Here is a 16,574-nt window from a genome sequence, read left to right as displayed (position 1 = left end):
GTGAAGCTGTTGGTAAAATAAGCATCCCACCAACGGCTTTGCGGACCTGACCATGCGCACCGATACGCCCCAGACGATCTACCGGAAGGATTACACCGCCCCCAGTTATCTGGTCGATACCGTTGAACTCGGCTTCGATCTCGACCCCGCCCGCACCGTCGTCGCCAATCGCATGACGGTGCGCCGCAATCCCGCCAGTGCCCAGCGCGAAATCGAGCTGTACGGCGAAGACATCGAACTGGTGTCCCTGCGCCTGAACGGCAAGGCGCTGGCCGAAGGGGAGTACACCGTCGAGGGCACCCTGCTGCGCATCCCCAACGCGCCGGAAGAGGCGACGCTGGAAATCGAAACCGTCTGCATTCCCGAAAGCAATACTACCCTCAGCGGCCTGTACACGTCCAACGGCAGTTTTTATAGCCAGTGCGAGGCCGAAGGTTTTCGGCGCATCACCTATTTCCCGGACCGTCCGGACGTGATGGCCCGCTTTACCGTGATGCTGCGCGCCGACAAGGACAAGTATCCGGTGCTGCTGTCGAACGGCAACCTCGTCGAGGAAGGCGACCTGCCGGACGGCCGCCGCTACGCGCTGTGGGAAGACCCGTTCAAGAAGCCGTCGTACCTGTTCGCCCTCGTCGCCGCGCGCCTCGTGTGCCAGGAAGAGGACTTCGAACTGGCCGACGGCCGCACGGCCCTGCTGCAGGTGTGGGTGGAAGAGGGCAACCTCGACAAGACCGATTACGCGATGCAGTCGCTCAAGCACAGCATCCGCTGGGACGAGGAGCGCTGGGACCTGGAGCTCGACCTGGACCGCTTCATGATCGTCGCCGTGGGCGACTTCAACATGGGCGCGATGGAAAACAAGGGCCTGAACATCTTCAACACGAAGTTCGTGCTGGCCAATCCGCGCGTCGCGACCGACGTCGACTTCCAGGGCATCGAGGCCGTCGTCGGCCACGAATACTTCCACAACTGGACGGGCAACCGCGTGACCTGCCGCGACTGGTTCCAGCTGTCGCTGAAGGAAGGCCTGACCGTGTTCCGCGACCAGGAATTCTCGGCCGACATGATCGGCACGAACACGGGCCGGGCCGTCACCCGCATCGACCAGGTGCGCACCCTGCGCCAGGCCCAGTTCCCGGAAGACGCCGGCCCGATGGCGCACCCGGTCCGTCCCGACTCCTTCGTCGAGATCAATAATTTTTATACGGTCACCGTCTACGAAAAAGGTGCCGAAGTCGTGCGCATGTACCAGACCCTGCTGGGCCGCGAGGGCTTCCGCAAGGGCATGGACCTGTATTTCGAACGCCATGACGGCCAGGCCGTCACCTGCGACGACTTCCGCCTCGCCATGGCCGACGCCAACGGCCGCGACCTCACGCTGTTCGAGCGCTGGTACAGCCAGGCCGGCACGCCCGTCGTGCAGGCCGAGACCCGCTACGACGAGCAGGCGCAGACGTACACGCTGCGCCTCGTCCAGTCGTGTCCGGCGACGCCGGGCCAGCCGGAAAAGCTGCCGTTCCACATCCCGGTCGCCGTCGGCCTGCTGGGCAAGGACGGCCGCGACCTGCCGCTCACCGTGGACGGAAAAGACCACGGCACGACGGCCGTGCTGGAGCTGACGGACGCTGACCAGACCTTCACCTTCACCGGCGTCACGGAACAGCCGACGCCGTCGATCCTGCGCGATTTTTCCGCGCCCGTGATCCTGAAATACGGCTACAACGACGCCGAGCTGGTGCATCTGTTCAGCCACGACAGCGACCCCGTCAACCGCTGGGAAGCGGGCCAGCGCCTCGCGATGAGCCGTTTGCTGAAGCTGGCCGGCCAGGTGGCCGCCGCCGGCAACGTCATCGAGAACGCCAGGCCGGACCTGGACGACGTGTTCGTCGACGCCATGCGCAAGATCCTCACCGACGATACGCTGGACCCGGCCTTCCGCGAGCAGGCGCTGCTGCTGCCGACGGAATCGATGATCGCCGACCAGCTGGACGTCGTTGACCCGCTCGCCATCCACCTGGCGCGCCAGTTCGTGCGCGCCGCCATCGGCACCCGCCTGCGCGCGGAATTGCGGGCGCAATACGACGCCAGCCAGACGCCGGGCGAATACAGCCCGGACGCCGGATCGATCGGCAAGCGCGCACTGAAAAACCTGGCGCTGGCCTATCTGTGCGCCGCCCCGGACGATGACTGCCTGACGCTGGCCCAGCGCCAGTTCGCCGCTGCGACGAACATGACGGACCGCGTGGCGGCCCTGTCGGCCCTCGTGCATGCGCGCGCGCCCGCGGCCGGTGACGCCCTGCAGCGCTTCTACGACGAATTCCAGGGCGAGGCGCTGGTCGTGGATAAATGGTTCGCGATGCAGGCCGCGGCCCCGACGACCAACGTGAACCGCGTGCGCGAACTCATGACGCACACGGCCTTCACGTTGCGTAATCCGAACCGTGCGCGCAGCCTGGTGTCGACGTTCTGTGTCGGCAACGCGGTGGGCTTCCACGCGCCGGACGGCAGCGGCTACGCGTTCTGGGCCGAGCAGGTGATCGCGCTGGACGCGCTGAACCCGCAGGTGGCCAGCCGCCTCGCCCGCGTGATGGACCGCTGGCGCCGCTTCACGCCGGACCTGCAGGCCCAGATGAGGCGGGCGTTGCAGCTGGTGGCCGGACAGGCCAAGCTGTCGAACGATGTGCGCGAGGTGGTCAGCAAGGCCCTCGCCAACTAAACATTTTCACAAACGAAGGAAGTCCATGAAACGTGTCAGCCTGACGCAATACCTCGTCGAGGAACAGCGTCTCCACAGCAACATCCCCGCGTCGCTGCGCCTCCTGATCGAGGTGGTGGCGCGCGCTTGCAAGACCATCTCGCACTCGGTCGGCAAGGGCGCGCTCGGCGATATCCTCGGCAGCGCCAACACCGAGAACATCCAGGGCGAAGTGCAGAAGAAGCTCGACGTGATCTCCAACGAGATCCTGCTCGAGGCCAACGAGTGGGGCGGCCACCTGGCCGCGATGGCGTCGGAAGAAATGGAATCCATCCACCCGATCCCGAACCGCTACCCGATGGGCGAATACATGCTGCTGTTCGATCCGCTGGACGGCTCGTCGAACATCGACGTCAACGTGTCCATCGGCACCATCTTCTCCGTGCTGAAGGCGCCGGACGGCATGACGCACCCGACCGAAGCCGACTTCATGCAGGCCGGCAGCAAGCAGGTCGCGGCCGGCTATGCCGTGTACGGCCCGCAGACGATGCTCGTGCTCACCACCGGCAACGGCGTCAACTGCTTCACGCTGGACCGCGAGATGGGTTCCTGGGTCCTCACGCAGAAGGACATGCAGATCCCTGAAGAGACGAAGGAATTCGCCATCAACATGTCGAACCAGCGCCACTGGTATCCGCCCGTCACGCGCTATGTCGATGAAATGCTGGCCGGTAAGACGGGCGCACGCGGCAAGGATTTCAACATGCGCTGGATCGCCTCGATGGTGGCCGACGTGCACCGCATCCTGAACCGCGGCGGCATCTTCATGTACCCGGCCGACCAGCGCGACCCGTCGCAGCCGGGCAAGCTGCGCCTGATGTACGAAGCGAACCCGATGGCGTTCATCGTCGAGCAGGCCGGCGGCGCCGCGACGGACGGCCGCGAGCGCATCCTCGACATCGTTCCGCAGAAGCTGCACCAGCGCGTGCCCGTGTTCCTCGGCTCGAAGAGCGAAGTGGAGCGCGTGACGAGCTACCATCAGGCATGATTTTCGACCGCTCCGCATAAAATTGCCGAGTCGGACTAGCAAGTTTGCGGAGTTGTTGTTAGAATGCGGGCTCCTTTGCGGTGCAGCTCATTCGGTTGAGCAACACCCATGATGGCCTCCGGGCCGCCAGCAGTCTGATGGCAAGGTAGTGCAGACACAGGTTAAACGGTTTTCCGGTTTAGCCGCTGTAGCTCAGTCGGTAGAGCAGCGCATTCGTAATGCGAAGGTCACCAGTTCGATTCCGGTCAGCGGCACCAAAAGTGAGAAGGGCCACCCATGCGGGTGGCCCTTTTTATTTTCGTGGGCTGATCAGCCCCTTATTTATTGGCAATTTTGGATGAAAGACTGCTAATATCCTAGTGGAATGGGTACCTTGAGGCATGCCCAATAAAGGATTGGTGATCGAGAAAAAATGGCTAAGCCCGACTTCCCGCCCTTGTTGCGGCCTGGGTTGCACGTCATTACGTTGCCCGAGCTGCACGCGTTAGCTGTTGCGCCGTTTGAAGACCAGCGCCGACATGATCTGTACGAACGACTTATCGCTTGGGTTGGCGCGCTCCAAGGGCTTGGATTAGCTGGTACGCTATGGTTAGATGGGTCCTTCATGACGCAGAAGCCTGGGCCCGGCGATATTGACTGCGTTCTCTGGAACCCGCACTGGGTGACCGGCATCCCAAATGCCAACCCAGCCGTACTACAGCAGATTTCGCATTTGTTGGATCACGACGCAGCAGAGAACCTCTTCAATCTTGATCTCTACGTTGAAACGCCAGCGCAAGACGACATTTTCCACCGAGAGGCATACTGGCGGGGTGTCCTAGGGTTTAGTCATGACAGAGTTACGGCGAAAGGTTTTGCGGAGGTGAACATATGAGTACAAAGTTCCTGCGTGAGCATGCCGAGTCGCTATCCGAACATGCAAAAGAAACTGCCGAGCGCGCTCGCGCTAAGCCAGATGACTTTTTTCTTCAAATTGCTGCAAAAAACCAAACTCAATTTGCGCAAAGGGTAAAGCATCGGCTCGCAATCGAAGAGGCAGAGGAAGCAGGCGAACTCGTTGATCTTCGTGTCATTGGACCGCGGGCAAACGGTAGTATCTCGCTTGACTGGTTTATTGCAGCGATGGAGCCGCTATCCAAAGCTTGGAAGCTCGCTGCGCATAGACTCCGCTATGGGAACGAGGCTGAGCGAGGGGTAGGTCAAGACGTAGTAAGCGCTCTTAACCTAAAGCTAGCTGGGCTTGGCTACGGTTCTACCCGCATCTTTGTTACTGGCAATGGTCTACCTGACCTGACTGGAGAAAGTCTCCTTCAAGCTACGCTGACGCAGACATTCCGTCTTCTGAATTCCCATCAAGACGATTTTTACGATGCCGTTGATGCGGTTGGAGGTAAATCTGCCCATCAGCTTAGCGAGTTCATGAGAGTATTAGATGGCGCAGGGTTAGCTGCGCAGTTTACTTGGGAATCGCCCCGAGGGCGACAGTTCTGGGAAGGGTCGCCGGATGAAATAACTCGCATCCGCTCATTGTTGGATACTATCCGTGAACCGGAGAAGTACGAAGAAGTCTTGGTAGGGAGCGTTGCCAGCATCACTGATACAGGAAGGCTCGATATTCGTACTGATGACGGCAAGATTTCTATTAGGTTCCCACTTCGGTTGACCGATCAGGTTCAGCGTCTAACTATCACGTCAATCGCACGTATTAAGGTAGAAACGGCTAAGTATTGGGATTCGGTAGAGCGGAAAGATATCTATAAGAGGCAGCTTATATCTGTCGAGTAATGCATTTGGATTCGCAATGCTAAGGTAACTAGTTCGAGTGCGGTCTGCGGCGCCAAAAATAAGAAGGGCCACCCCATGCGGGTGACCCTTTTTTGACTCGAATCGCGGTAGCTCAACACCAGGCTTAGTCCCCGTAGAGGTAGACTGCATTGATCGCTGCGTCTGATTAACAGAGACCTACACGGCCAGCGCCTTAATCTCAGCGACGGCCGCTACATGGCCAGTTTGAGTGAGGCGGTAGCCCGACTTGGCATCACCGTGCGCCAACTTCTCCATGTGCAGGTCACGTAGTCGATTCCGGACGGTACCCGCATTTCGACGGCTCAAGCTTTTGAGCATCGAGTCTACCGTTATCGTGTCTGGATAATGGCTGTGAAGTAGAATTAGAAGCTCGGCTTTTATCGATACGTCCGCGTGGACAAGGCGAGTGTCGCCAATCTCCTCGATCAATGTGCCGACAGGCGCCTGCACCATTGCGATTAGCATGCCAGCCTCTTGCATGGAAATTCCAGTAGCGTGTCGTAGAAGCTCGGCGGTGATCCATGCCGCACCTTGATGCGCGAAGGCGAGATCGTGAATGTTGGTATCCACGTCATTCTTGTGAGCTATATTTCGCTTGTTGCGGAAAGTGTACATTGACCGCGCCACCCTAGCTGCACAGATGCGCAGACTCTCGGGCAGCAAAGTGTTCTCGACCTTTTTGCCAAGGTAGTCGTCAACGCTTGGCTTGGCATCAAAGGTGCCGGTGTCTATGTACTGGAGGCACTGTACAAATGTCTCGACAAACTTACCTGGCGCCGCGCGCTCAAGTGTATGCGTAGCACAGTCGCGCCTGATTTTCACGAGGTCGCTTGCGAGGTCGGCCGACAGTGTTGGACCTAATAGCCCGGTTAGCGCGGTTGCGAGTCGAGGCTCATCCACGGATCATTCCCTCGACACGCTTTACGCCTTCATGGCTTACTTTGTAGAGCTTCCGGGCTTGTCGGCTATTCCCACTTTTCTTGAGCTGTAAGATGAGCATGGGCTTTTGGTTCTTCATCTGATCCACAGCATCAGTAATATTCGCAACCTTATGGCCGAGGTGAGTCAATTCCTTATTGGCCATGGCAGAGGTGAAGTTTTCTGCGCCTTGACAAATCTGAAGCCAGTACCCGACAACCAGAGCTTTTTCACCATTACTTTTAGGACTAGCTGCAGCATAAAGCTCAGCAAAGGTCGAGTAGGTGGGGGCACTCTTTGCTGCGTCTTCGGCGGAAATCACCTCGGCTTCCTCGTCTATGGCCGAGCTTTCTGTCGATACCGCAGAGCTGTTACGACCGCCAGCCATTTTTACTTCGATACCTAACAAGCTAGTAATGTAAGTTAGGACGCGAGCCCTTGCTTCCTCTTCAAGTGGCTCAAGCGCGTCGTGGACCGTCCGGATGGCGTTAAACTCCCTTGCTGCAGTTTCACTCATGTCTAGTAACTCCGTTGTCGACCACGAGTGATTTTCATGCGCTCAGACTTGAGTGTCAATACCTCAAGACTACGAAATTTGAACAGAATGATTGGCAGAGTGGAAAAAAACTAGATCCACAGTGCATAGGCGAGGCAAATCGGCCATCCTGGATGCTGCGTGTCGCATGGGACTATGAGACTGCTTGGGCTAAATGACGACAGTTTGACGCTTCTGTCTTGAGGGAACGTTGATACCGTTCTTCCTCATGTTGCATGCATACCACCTAACTGACTTGGCAGTGGCCCGCGCGCCCTCAACGCGGGCATTGACCATCTCGGCGACTACGGCGTGTGGGTAGCCGGTAGGGTCAAGCAGGAGCTCGCGCGCGAGGCGGCCAATGCCCTTGCCGGTGGGCATCCGCTCGGCTTTCGGTGGGGCGTCTATGGCCTCGGTGGCTGCGGCCCGCGGCGGCATGTCAGGCTCGCCTGCCTCGGGCGTCTTTGCCTGCCAGAGTGACGCGAGATTGACGTTGCCGGCCACCGCGATGGACTCGATCCGGGCAATCAGCTTGGCCTTAGTGGCGAACGACTTCGGTCCGGCTGGCGTCTCCGCGATGGAGTTGTGCAGCTCCAGCATTGACTGGTGCTCATCTCTTGCAGCTTCATTGTGCTCTCCTGTTTGGCTGGTGTGTGAGAGCATTAGGCCGCGCCTGGACGGATTTGGGAGCGGTGCGGACGGCCAAGGGAGGGCGCGCCTACTGTCGATCAGCGGGCGGGGCTGCCCAAGGGCTTGAAAAGGAAGGGAACCGGCCCGCAACCGCTCCCGCCGAACATGGCCGGGCAACCCTAAGGAGACTTACGTCATTTAAGACGGTGCATTCTGCTTGGCCGTCTGAGAGGCCTTCAACTTCTCCGACGTGATGGGTTTGACTACCTCGAGCTTTAGTGCCCGAAGACTTCGGCCTGGCTCACACGTAGACCAGGTATCGCGAAGCGCTGGTAGCGACGCGGTGCTCATCTATAGTAGCTTGATAATATTCGCCATTCGTATTTTTTGGTATCGGATGTGGCTGCGCTTTCAAGATCAAGCAATTTCCCGCTTGACTCTTTTTGTGTACGTTGTACACTGTGTTCGTGAATAATGTTCACAAGGTGGGTGGTATGACTCAGGAGAGCACTGAACTGGTAGGAATAGGTGAGATTGCCGAGATGGCAGGGGTGTCCCGTCAAGCCGTCGCCAACTGGCGCGTGCGAGCGGCTAATTTCCCCAGCCCGGTTGCAGAGCTAGCATCCGGGCCAATTTTCCGGCGTTCGCAAATTCGGTCTTGGCTAAAAAGGAATAAGAGGAACACTCCGATGACTCATGTAATCTCGACAATTAATTTGAAGGGTGGCGTCGCGAAGACGACCACGTCCGTAGCTCTCGCCGAGGTATTCTCCGCAGAGATGAAAAAGAAGGTGTTGGTCATCGACCTCGACCCTCAAACTAACGCGACGATCATGTTACTTGGGGAAGACAAGTGGCTCGATCTGAATAACCAAGGACACACATTGGCCCAGTTGTTCAAGGACGCAATGAATCCAGATGTAAAGAAGTTTAACCTTGAGGCAACGCTGCAAAAAAGGGTAGGTGACGTTCAAGAGGCTAGGAGCATCGACCTGTTGTCCTCGAGTCTTGACTTGATCGACGTCCAGGACCAACTTGCGTCAGCCCCATCCGGGAAATTCTACGCTGTAAATCCGGTTGAACTACTGTGGCGTGCGGTTAAGTCCAAGTTGGACGACTACGATATCGTCATCGTAGACTGCCCACCGAACTTGGGCATTGTTACGCTGAACGGCTTGCGTCTGTCCGACGCGTATATTATTCCAACTATCCCTGATCACCTCTCGACTTATGGCATTCCCCAGATCGTTACCCGGGTCGGTGAGTTTGCTCAAGCAATTGGCGAGGATATTGTTCCGCTCGGCATTGTCATCACTAAGTATCAGGCCAACTCGACGGTACACAACACCGTGTTGAAGCAACTCCAAACCGATGCCAACGTTCCAGCCGTATATGTAACGAAGATTAAGCAGACAAATACTGCGTCTGCCGCTGCAGAATATTCGCGATCCAAGCGGACGCTGCGACAGAAGTACGGTTCCGACCCGAACGGGCTGACCTCAACCTATATCGAACTGGCGCATGAAATTTGGAATGATTTGGAGAATGAACTGTGAGCTTGCGGAATACTCTCAACCGCTTGATGCGTGTTGTTCTCGAAGAGGCTGAGCGCAATCCAGAATTTGAAGCTGCGCTAATCGATGCCTTAGGTTCCGGAGCAGCCAAGCGCAAGGCACCGAAGGAAGATGTCACGGGACAATCAGATCATGGTGACCCTAAACGAGGGAAAAACCGCCGTGCCCCTGCCGTGCTTGACCCTGTACAGATCGTACGGGACGGTGAGCCCGCATTACGAGATGCATTGGGAAAGCTATCCTTGGATGAGCTGCGCGATATCGTTGCTGAGTACGGAATGGACCCTGGTCGTCTGGTAATGAAGTGGGCCACGCCGGAACGCGTAATCGAGAGAATCGTTGAAATGTCGATCACCCGGGCGCACAAGGGAAATGCGTTCCGAAAGCCTGCTGAAGAGGCTCTGCCACCGGTCACTGTGGCGGACGAGACGCCGCCCCCTGACATCCAATCAGTAGACCAACAACCGAAAGAAAGTTGAAAGAGAAGGGGAATGTCTTCAGGCACTTCCCCTTAAAACACGGCGGGGCAACGGTAGGTTCTGTTCAAGGCTACTCAGGCTTAGCGGCTGAGTACTCTGTGCGCGTTTGGGAAGCCTAGCTCCTCTGCCTTGCGCTTCGTCTCCGGGTCCACGTAGAGGTCGAGGACGCGGCAGTAGGGAAACCCGACTAATTCGGCCGCGGCGTCGAACTCGTCCGAGTCGGGCCTTACGCCCGCAGCCTTGGCGCAGGCCTCCAGCGCGCCGAACAGGGCGTAGCCCTCTTCGGCGAGGGCAAGTGCCCTCCGCGCGACGGCCTCAGCCTTGTGGGAAGCCGAATCCTTGTCCGGGAGCAGCCGTCGAGCGGGCAGGCGCGTGGGCGCGACGGCTGGGGCGCGCGGACTCGGCGAGAGGAGGGGCAGGACAGGCCTGCTCGGACGGCCTGCGAGGATGACGACCGTCGGCCTAGTCATCGCCGTCCCCGTCGATCAGGTCGTGGTCGATGCCCCGCTCGTAGAGCGCCAGGGACACGGTGTTGATCGGGTTGGTCCTGCCGACGTTCCAGGCGCGGATGGCGACCACGATGCCCTAGAGGCGCGCCTCGGCGAGCTTCAGGTACTCCTGCACCTTCAAGTAGTCGAGAAGGGCCACCCAGCAGGGTGGCCCTTTTTGTTTTTCCTCTCCGCTCCCGCGCCCATCCCCCGTCCTTCCTCCGCCTTTGTTATGCAGCGCACAGTCGGGACCGACAAAAAGTTATATTTTTTTTATTGAGACACCGCATTCTGACGGTGTCGCACCGACATCGCGCATCGGCGCGACGCGAAAGGACCGCCTATCGGTCGAACTTTTGAACGGATGCACGGTCAAGAAGATCGGTCTACTCCGCGTTGGTCAAAATCTTACAAGAGGAATTCATCATGGATAATCAGAAGTCGAGCGAAGCAAAAGGCAGCACCACGGGGTCGGGCAACCTGGGCAAGGACAGCGCGAGCAACCTGCCGAACGCCAGCGGCGCGGGCAACCTGGGCAGCACGGCCGGTTCGGGCAGCCTGAACAAGAGCAGCCAGGAGAACCAGGGCAAGGACCAGCACAGCTCGACCGGCAGCAGCACCGGCGGCGCCACCGCTTCCAGCACGGGCGCCGTGGGCGGCACCAGCAATGCCGGCTCGTCGTCGTCGGGCATGGGCTCGATGGGCTCGATGAGCGCATCCGGCTCCACCGCCTCCGGCACCAACAGCAGTATCGGCACCAGCAACAGCAGCTCGCTGGGTTCGGGCAGCCAGAACAGCCAGAGCGCCGGCGCCGCCACCGGTTCGGGCGTGGGCGGCGATTCGAAAGACATGGGTGCCCAGGTGAATGCGCGCGCACAAGGCCTGCACCAGTCGATCGACAAGGCCGCCGACGCCGCCCGTCCGATGGTCGACAAGGCTGCCGACGCGGCCCGTCCGGTGGTCGACCGCCTGGCCACCAGCGCCCACGCCGGCGTGGACAAGCTGCAGGGCATGCTGAGCGGCGCCACCGTCAACCTGGGCCAGCGCCAGCAACAGTTGACCGACGCCTACGGCCAGTGGCGCGAAGCCAGCTTCGAGTACGTGCGCCAGAAACCGGGCACCGCCATCGCCATCGCCGCCGCCGCCGGCTTCGTGCTGGCCAAGCTGCTGGGCGGCCGCAACCGCGATTATTGAGCGGTATTCCGTTCACACCTCCAGGCCGGCTTCGTGCCGGCTTTTTCTTTTTTCAAAGCCCGCGACGCCGCCTCGCCGCGAGCGCAAGCAGGCCGCACCCCAGCATCATCCACGCCCCCGGTTCCGGGACCGGCGACAGCGGCGTGATCGTCAGCGTCGTCCCCGCGCCGAAAAAATAATAATCGTCCACCGGGTAATCGTGACCGTAACTCGACGTGGCCGAGTACTTCACGCCGCTCACGAACGCTTCCGTGTGGTACTCGAGTTGGGTCGCGTACACGTCGCGCCAGCTCGCGGCAATGTCGAGGGCGTCGCTGCCGCCGGTGCCGGGACGGAAGGAAAACGCGTCGAGCTGGCAATCGTGATCGACGGAACCGCCGCCGCAGCGGGCGAAGTCGCCGGACCACAGCCGCATGTTCATCCACAGCGAGTCCAGCTCGGATGCGTCGATGACGCCGTCGCCGTCGACGTCGTCGCCGGCGATCCTGCCCGTGACGGCCACGTCGGTGCGCAAGACCGTGGGGTCGTGGTAGTCGTAAAAGCCGCGGTATTCGAACAGCCAGGCGGACGGTGCGGCGTGGACGGCGGTGCACAGCAGCAGGGCAGCGCCCAGGAGGCATGGATGCTTCATTGGATTCCTTGCAAGCGATGAATGGCCGGGCCGGCGATCGGCGGCCTCGTGCGAAGGATAGGCCGGGGCCATTGGCTGCGGCGCCAGCTTGCCGCTTTGCAGTGCGAGGCGGCAAACGGCCTGTGTCACGACGCTCCGTTCCCTGGAAGCATGAACGATCAGAGCAGCTGGATGCCGAAGCGTTTCAGCAGGATGGCGAACAGGAGTATGCTGCCCAGCGTGATCGCGACGCCGGCCGCGAGCGCCGGCCAGAAGCCGAAGCGGTCGAGCAGCCAGGGAAACACGGCGAACATGGGCAGCGTGGGCAGCACGTACCACAGCGTGTACCAGGCGTGGTTGGCGATTTTTTCCTGCGGCTGGCGCTCGACGTGCAGCCAGATCAGCGTCAGCACGGTGACGAGCGGCAGGGATGCGATCAGGCCGCCGAGGCGGTCGGAGCGCGCGGCGGCTTCCGACACGAGGACGACGACGGCGGCGGTGATCAGGTATTTGATGACGATCCAGGACATGGCAGGCGGGGAGGTGAAACTCCGGCAGTGTAGCAAAGCACGCTCCAGCGCGCCTGTTCCGCACGTGCGGCATTTACATGAGATCGGTTACAAATCTTTACCACTGAAACGTCGCATCGATATTCCCGCTCATCCATTCAAGGTTAAATGACGATCAACGAGGAGTGCTGACCATGACCTACCGCGCATCGCTTGCCCTGCTGACCTTTGCGCTGATCGCGACGGGCGCCGCATCAGCGGCCGCGCCCGCGCCGGATGCGCAGGCGCAGGCCCTGCACGTGCTGAACCGGCTCGCGTTCGGGCCGCGTCCCGGCGACGTCGAGCGCGTGGCGACCATGGGCGTGCAGCGCTGGATAGCCGAGCAGCTGCATCCGGAGACGATCCCGCTGCCGCCCGACCTGGACGCGCGCCTGGGCGCCCTGGACACGGTCAACCGCAGTACTGGCGAGTCGCTGGGCGAATTCCTGGCGCTGCGGCGCGACGTGCGCATGGACGACGAGGGCGCGAAGCAGCGCCGGCGCCAGGTGGAGATGCGCGTGTCGCGCCAGGCCGCCGAGGCCCGCCTGCTGCGCGCCGTCGAGAGCCCGCGCCAGCTGGAAGAAGTCATGGTCGACTTCTGGTACAACCATTTCAACGTATTCGCCGGCAAGGGGATCGACCGCGCGCTGGTGACGGGTTACGAGCGCGACGCGATCCGCCCGTACGCGCTGGGTTCCTTCCGCGCGCTGCTGGGCGCGACGGCGAAGCATCCGGCGATGCTGTTCTACCTCGATAACGTCGTGTCGTCGGCGCCGCGTCCGGATGCGAAGGGAAAGGCGCGCGGCCTGAACGAGAACTACGCGCGCGAGCTGATGGAATTGCACACGCTGGGCGCGGACGGCGGCTACACGCAGCGCGACGTGACGGAACTGGCACGCATGCTGACCGGCTGGACGTTCGACCAGAAGCGCCTGGCGCGCACGGGCGAGACGTTCCGCTTCGACGCCGGCCGCCACGACCGCGGCATCAAGACGTGGCTCGGGCACGAGATCGCGCCCGCCGGCCAGCAGGAAGGCGAATACGCGCTGGACGTGCTGGCCATGCACCCGGCCACCGCGCACCACGTGAGCCGCGAGCTGGCCCAGTACTTCGTCAGCGACGATCCGCCGCCGGCCCTCGTCGACCGCATGGCGGCCACGTGGCTGGCGTCGCAGGGCGATATCCGCGCCGTGCTGGTGACGCTGTTCGCGAGCCGCGAATTCATGGCCGCCGGCACCGTCGGCGCCAAGTTCAAGACGCCGTACCAGTTCGTGGTCTCGGCGGTCAGGGCCAGCGGCGCGCCGGTCGTGAACGTGATGCCGCTCGTGAATACGATGAACCAGTTGGGCATGCCGCTGTACGGTTGCCAGACGCCGGACGGGTACAAGAACACGCAGGACGCGTGGCTCAACCCGGACGCGCTGTCGCGGCGCATCGCCTTCGCCACCGCGCTTGCATCCGGCAGGCTGCCGCTGGCCGCGCTGCCGGCCGAGCCCCGTCCCGTCGCGGCGATGGAACCGGATATGGCGGGCAGCGACGTCGTGCGGTTGCCGGTGCCGGCGGCGCCGGCCAATCCGAAGCCGGCGCCGCTCGATCCGGCGCGCCTGCAGGCGACGCTGGCCGGATCGATTTCACCGCGCACGCAGGCCATCGTCCAGCGCAATCCGGACAACCTGCGCGCGGCCATGCTGCTCGGCAGCCCCGATTTCATGCAGCGCTGATTCCGTCCGGGAGAACGACATGCAACGCAGGCACTTCCTCAACGCGCTGGCGCTGGGCGCCGGCATCCTGCTGCCCGTCGGGCGCAGCGCGTGGGCCGTCAGCGCGCCCGCCGCCAGCCCGACCGGCAAAAAACTCGTCGTCGTGATGCTGCGCGGCGCCGTCGACGGCCTGAACGTCGTCGCCCCTGTCGGCGACGAGAACTATCTGCGCCTGCGGCCGACGATCGGCCTGGCGGCGCCGGGCATGGACGGCGGAGCGCTCGCCCTGGACGGCTATTTCGGCCTGCATCCCGCACTGGCCAGCCTGCAGCCGCTGTGGCGCGCGAACCGGCTGGCCTTCGTGCACGCCAGCGGTTCGCCGGACGCGACGCGTTCCCACTTCGACGCGCAGGACTACATGGAATCCGCGACGCCCGGCCGCAAGAGCACGCCGGACGGCTGGATGAACCGCCTCGTGGCCGCGCTGCCCGGTCCGCAGTCGCCCAGCCGGCTGCTGGGCATCGGTCCGGTGCTGCCGCGCATCCTGTCCGGCCGCGCGGCCGCCGTGAACCTGCCGAACGTCGCGCGTGCGGCGCGCGCCGACCTGCTCGACCGGCCCGCCGTGAAGACCGCCTTCGACGAGCTGTACGCGAATCACCCGCGCTTCGGGCGCGCGTACGCGGACGGGCGCGCGGCGCACCGCGAAGTCATGGGCGCGCTGGAGCAGGGCGACATGAGCCGCGAAATGCAGGCCGCCGACCGCGGCGCGCCGCTGCCGAACGGCTTTCCCGACGATGCCGCGCGCCTGGCGGGCCTGATGCGCAACGACCCGAATATCCAGCTGGCGTTCGTCGCGCTGGGCGGCTGGGACACGCACGCGAACCAGGGCGCGGCCAGCGGCCAGCTGGCCAATCGTTTGGCACCGTTGGGGCAGGGCCTGGCCGTGCTGGCCGAGCGGCTCGGTCCGTTGTTCGACGACACGATCGTCGTCGTGATGTCGGAGTTCGGCCGCACGGCCCGCGAGAACGGCAACGGCGGCACGGATCACGGTCACGGCAATGTGATGTGGGTCATGGGCGGAAAAGTGCGTGGAGGTAAGGTTTACGGGGACTGGGAAGGCGTCAGCGACGCGAAACTGAACGAGGGCCGCGATTTGCTCGTCACGACCGATTTTCGTTCGGTGTTAGCGCAGATTTCTGAAGAACATTTAATGTTAGGCGATAAACGTCTGGAACAAGTCTTTCCCGCAATGCCGCAAAAACGTGCTGGATTTCGTATCGTCGGCGCATGAGCTCCTGCTCTAGAGGCAGTCCTCTACATATAGTAGTTCTACCGTATTGCAGTGCACAAAATATAGGACTATAGTTGCAACTGTCTCCTCCAGTTTTTCTCCGAAAATCTGGATTCAGCCCGCACCGACAAGGATGCGGGCTTTTTTTTTGCCCGCAATTGTCATACGCTAACATTTCTTGCCGCATGCGGTGTCCCGGGACAGCGCATACCCGTCGGTGAGGCAAGAATGGAGGCGGCGGCCGGCGCGGCCGCGCGGAGGTGGCTCAGGCGCCCGTCGGCTCGGCGTCGTCGCCCTGGAAGGCGCCGGCGCGCCAGGTCAGCACCAGCGTGTCGCGGTGGCCGTTGTCGCCCACGGGCTGGATCGGCGTCGACTCGTGGATCACGGCGGCGTCGTCCAGCAGCAGCAGTGTCCACGGTTCCGTCATCGTGAAGCGTTGGCCGCGGGGGCCGTGCGCCTCGAACACGCGCGTTTCGCCGCCCTTGATGTGTTCGCGGCCGATCAGGATGACGGCGACGAAGTCGACGCCGTCGCGGTGCGCGCCCTCCGGCGTGGGACGGCCGATGCCGTCCGCCGTGTCGATGCGGAACTGGTGCGCTTCGACGTACCAGGTCTGCGGGCCTTTCACTTGCGAGCACACGGCGCCCAGCGCACGCAGCAGGCGGCTCCAGGCCGGCTGCCCGACCGTGGACGGTTCGATGGGCACGAACAGCCGGTGCATGCCGCCGTGCAGGGCGTTGTACTCGACCGGCTGCCAGTGCGCGCGATGCGGGCTTTGCGTGAGGTCGTCGCCGCTGTCGATGAAGCAGGAGTGCCGGCGGCGGCGATAGCGGCCGCCGTCCTTGAGGTAGTTATCCAGTTCCAGGCGTTGCCAGCTTGGCGCCAGTGCCATCAACTCGTCGAGCGTGCAGCCGGTCAGCAGCGCCACGTCGGCCGGGCGCAGCAAGGCATAGCCGTCGCCGCGCAGGGCGTCGGCGATGCGGGCCGGATCGGTGTAGGGTGGTTGCGGTGTTGTCATCCCGTTAGCCTAGCACTTTTTCCAGGCCTTCGTGCCGCCG

The 16,574-nt window shown here is 61.9% G+C and carries 16 protein-coding genes and 1 tRNA gene; 10 read left to right on the top strand and 7 right to left on the bottom strand.

Annotation, left to right across the window (positions count from 1 at the left end; translation table 11 throughout):
* The first annotated feature begins 52 nt into the window (after nt 1-52).
* From pepN to ACEN9Q_RS20890, 5 genes are all read left to right on the top strand, one after another.
* Nucleotides 53-2,716 carry an aminopeptidase N gene (gene pepN / locus ACEN9Q_RS20910; protein WP_495625903.1) on the top strand — a complete coding sequence of 888 codons (2,664 nt, stop codon included), beginning with the start codon at nt 53-55 and terminating at the stop codon, nt 2,714-2,716.
* A 25-nt stretch (nt 2,717-2,741) separates the two neighbouring features.
* Nucleotides 2,742-3,743, top strand: coding sequence for a class 1 fructose-bisphosphatase (locus tag ACEN9Q_RS20905; protein WP_056449755.1), 1,002 nt, complete (start codon nt 2,742-2,744; stop codon nt 3,741-3,743).
* 181 nt (nt 3,744-3,924) lie between these two features.
* Nucleotides 3,925-4,000: transfer RNA gene (locus ACEN9Q_RS20900), tRNA-Thr, on the top strand.
* A gap of 155 nt (nt 4,001-4,155) precedes the next feature.
* Nucleotides 4,156-4,617: a DUF6932 family protein gene (locus ACEN9Q_RS20895; RefSeq protein ID WP_495625902.1), complete on the top strand. Its 462-nt coding sequence runs from the start codon at nt 4,156-4,158 to the stop codon at nt 4,615-4,617.
* Entirely contained in the window at nt 4,614-5,528 is a 915-nt protein-coding gene (locus ACEN9Q_RS20890) for a hypothetical protein (RefSeq protein ID WP_495625901.1), read from the top strand. The genes ACEN9Q_RS20895 and ACEN9Q_RS20890 overlap by 4 nt, the downstream gene beginning before the upstream one ends.
* Before the next feature lie 177 nt (nt 5,529-5,705).
* Here the strand turns inward: ACEN9Q_RS20890 and ACEN9Q_RS20885 are convergent, their stop codons facing one another.
* From ACEN9Q_RS20885 to ACEN9Q_RS20875, 3 genes are all read right to left on the bottom strand, one after another.
* A complete protein-coding gene (locus ACEN9Q_RS20885; protein WP_495625900.1) occupies nt 5,706-6,449 on the bottom strand; it encodes a hypothetical protein in 744 nt (247 codons plus the stop codon).
* Nucleotides 6,442-6,984, bottom strand: coding sequence for a hypothetical protein (locus ACEN9Q_RS20880; protein ID WP_495625899.1), 543 nt, complete (start codon nt 6,982-6,984; stop codon nt 6,442-6,444). The genes ACEN9Q_RS20885 and ACEN9Q_RS20880 overlap by 8 nt, the downstream gene beginning before the upstream one ends.
* 189 nt (nt 6,985-7,173) lie before the next feature.
* Nucleotides 7,174-7,602 (bottom strand): hypothetical protein, encoded by a 429-nt coding sequence (locus ACEN9Q_RS20875; protein ID WP_495625898.1) that lies wholly within the window; start codon nt 7,600-7,602, stop codon nt 7,174-7,176.
* Between the two features lie 524 nt (nt 7,603-8,126).
* On the opposite strand from ACEN9Q_RS20875, the gene ACEN9Q_RS20870 reads away from it, so the two are divergent.
* Nucleotides 8,127-9,188, top strand: coding sequence for an AAA family ATPase (locus ACEN9Q_RS20870; protein WP_495625897.1), 1,062 nt, complete (start codon nt 8,127-8,129; stop codon nt 9,186-9,188).
* Nucleotides 9,185-9,685, top strand: a complete 501-nt coding sequence (locus ACEN9Q_RS20865; RefSeq protein WP_495625896.1) for a hypothetical protein — start codon at nt 9,185-9,187, stop codon at nt 9,683-9,685. Before ACEN9Q_RS20870 ends, ACEN9Q_RS20865 begins: the two co-directional genes overlap by 4 nt.
* 80 nt (nt 9,686-9,765) lie before the next feature.
* Here the strand turns inward: ACEN9Q_RS20865 and ACEN9Q_RS20860 are convergent, their stop codons facing one another.
* Complete coding sequence (locus ACEN9Q_RS20860) at nt 9,766-10,155, bottom strand: hypothetical protein (RefSeq protein WP_495625895.1); 390 nt, start codon at nt 10,153-10,155, stop codon at nt 9,766-9,768.
* 444 nt (nt 10,156-10,599) lie between these two features.
* Here ACEN9Q_RS20860 and ACEN9Q_RS20855 point away from each other — a divergent pair, with 444 nt between their 5' ends.
* The gene (locus tag ACEN9Q_RS20855) at nt 10,600-11,367 is read left to right on the top strand and encodes a hypothetical protein (protein ID WP_056449745.1); all 768 of its coding nucleotides are present in this window, start codon (nt 10,600-10,602) and stop codon (nt 11,365-11,367) included.
* Between the two features lie 52 nt (nt 11,368-11,419).
* On the opposite strand, the gene ACEN9Q_RS20850 is transcribed toward ACEN9Q_RS20855, so the two are convergent.
* A complete protein-coding gene (locus ACEN9Q_RS20850; RefSeq protein WP_495625894.1) occupies nt 11,420-11,998 on the bottom strand; it encodes a PEP-CTERM sorting domain-containing protein in 579 nt (192 codons plus the stop codon).
* A gap of 158 nt (nt 11,999-12,156) precedes the next feature.
* Nucleotides 12,157-12,507, bottom strand: coding sequence for a DUF3147 family protein (locus ACEN9Q_RS20845; protein WP_495625893.1), 351 nt, complete (start codon nt 12,505-12,507; stop codon nt 12,157-12,159).
* Between the two features lie 173 nt (nt 12,508-12,680).
* On the opposite strand from ACEN9Q_RS20845, the gene ACEN9Q_RS20840 reads away from it, so the two are divergent.
* Together ACEN9Q_RS20840 and ACEN9Q_RS20835 are read left to right on the top strand one after the other, a co-directional pair.
* Nucleotides 12,681-14,246: a DUF1800 domain-containing protein gene (locus tag ACEN9Q_RS20840; protein WP_495625892.1), complete on the top strand. Its 1,566-nt coding sequence runs from the start codon at nt 12,681-12,683 to the stop codon at nt 14,244-14,246.
* A 19-nt stretch (nt 14,247-14,265) separates the two neighbouring features.
* Entirely contained in the window at nt 14,266-15,516 is a 1,251-nt protein-coding gene (locus ACEN9Q_RS20835; protein WP_495625891.1) for a DUF1501 domain-containing protein, read from the top strand.
* A gap of 265 nt (nt 15,517-15,781) precedes the next feature.
* Here ACEN9Q_RS20835 and ACEN9Q_RS20830 read toward each other — a convergent pair whose 3' ends face one another.
* Nucleotides 15,782-16,534, bottom strand: coding sequence for a 2OG-Fe dioxygenase family protein (locus tag ACEN9Q_RS20830; protein ID WP_495625890.1), 753 nt, complete (start codon nt 16,532-16,534; stop codon nt 15,782-15,784).
* Nucleotides 16,535-16,574 lie beyond the last annotated feature (40 nt).

Source organism: Massilia sp. Masssp93, from assembly GCF_059491295.1.
The sequence above is the reverse complement of the archived record's forward strand: the minus strand, read 5'-3'. Positions and strand labels throughout refer to the sequence as shown.

Bases quoted from the DNA above. Each gene is read 5' to 3' on its own strand.
- pepN (WP_495625903.1), top strand. From the start codon at position 53: ATGCGCACCGATACGCCCCAGACGATCTACCGGAAGGATTACACCGCC.
- ACEN9Q_RS20905 (WP_056449755.1), top strand. From the start codon at position 2,742: ATGAAACGTGTCAGCCTGACGCAATACCTCGTCGAGGAACAGCGTCTC.
- ACEN9Q_RS20895 (WP_495625902.1), top strand. From the start codon at position 4,156: ATGGCTAAGCCCGACTTCCCGCCCTTGTTGCGGCCTGGGTTGCACGTC.
- ACEN9Q_RS20890 (WP_495625901.1), top strand. From the start codon at position 4,614: ATGAGTACAAAGTTCCTGCGTGAGCATGCCGAGTCGCTATCCGAACAT.
- ACEN9Q_RS20880 (WP_495625899.1), bottom strand. From the start codon at position 6,984: ATGAGTGAAACTGCAGCAAGGGAGTTTAACGCCATCCGGACGGTCCAC.
- ACEN9Q_RS20875 (WP_495625898.1), bottom strand. From the start codon at position 7,602: ATGCTGGAGCTGCACAACTCCATCGCGGAGACGCCAGCCGGACCGAAG.
- ACEN9Q_RS20870 (WP_495625897.1), top strand. From the start codon at position 8,127: ATGACTCAGGAGAGCACTGAACTGGTAGGAATAGGTGAGATTGCCGAG.
- ACEN9Q_RS20860 (WP_495625895.1), bottom strand. From the start codon at position 10,155: ATGACTAGGCCGACGGTCGTCATCCTCGCAGGCCGTCCGAGCAGGCCT.
- ACEN9Q_RS20855 (WP_056449745.1), top strand. From the start codon at position 10,600: ATGGATAATCAGAAGTCGAGCGAAGCAAAAGGCAGCACCACGGGGTCG.
- ACEN9Q_RS20850 (WP_495625894.1), bottom strand. From the start codon at position 11,998: ATGAAGCATCCATGCCTCCTGGGCGCTGCCCTGCTGCTGTGCACCGCC.
- ACEN9Q_RS20845 (WP_495625893.1), bottom strand. From the start codon at position 12,507: ATGTCCTGGATCGTCATCAAATACCTGATCACCGCCGCCGTCGTCGTC.
- ACEN9Q_RS20840 (WP_495625892.1), top strand. From the start codon at position 12,681: ATGACCTACCGCGCATCGCTTGCCCTGCTGACCTTTGCGCTGATCGCG.
- ACEN9Q_RS20835 (WP_495625891.1), top strand. From the start codon at position 14,266: ATGCAACGCAGGCACTTCCTCAACGCGCTGGCGCTGGGCGCCGGCATC.
- ACEN9Q_RS20830 (WP_495625890.1), bottom strand. From the start codon at position 16,534: ATGACAACACCGCAACCACCCTACACCGATCCGGCCCGCATCGCCGAC.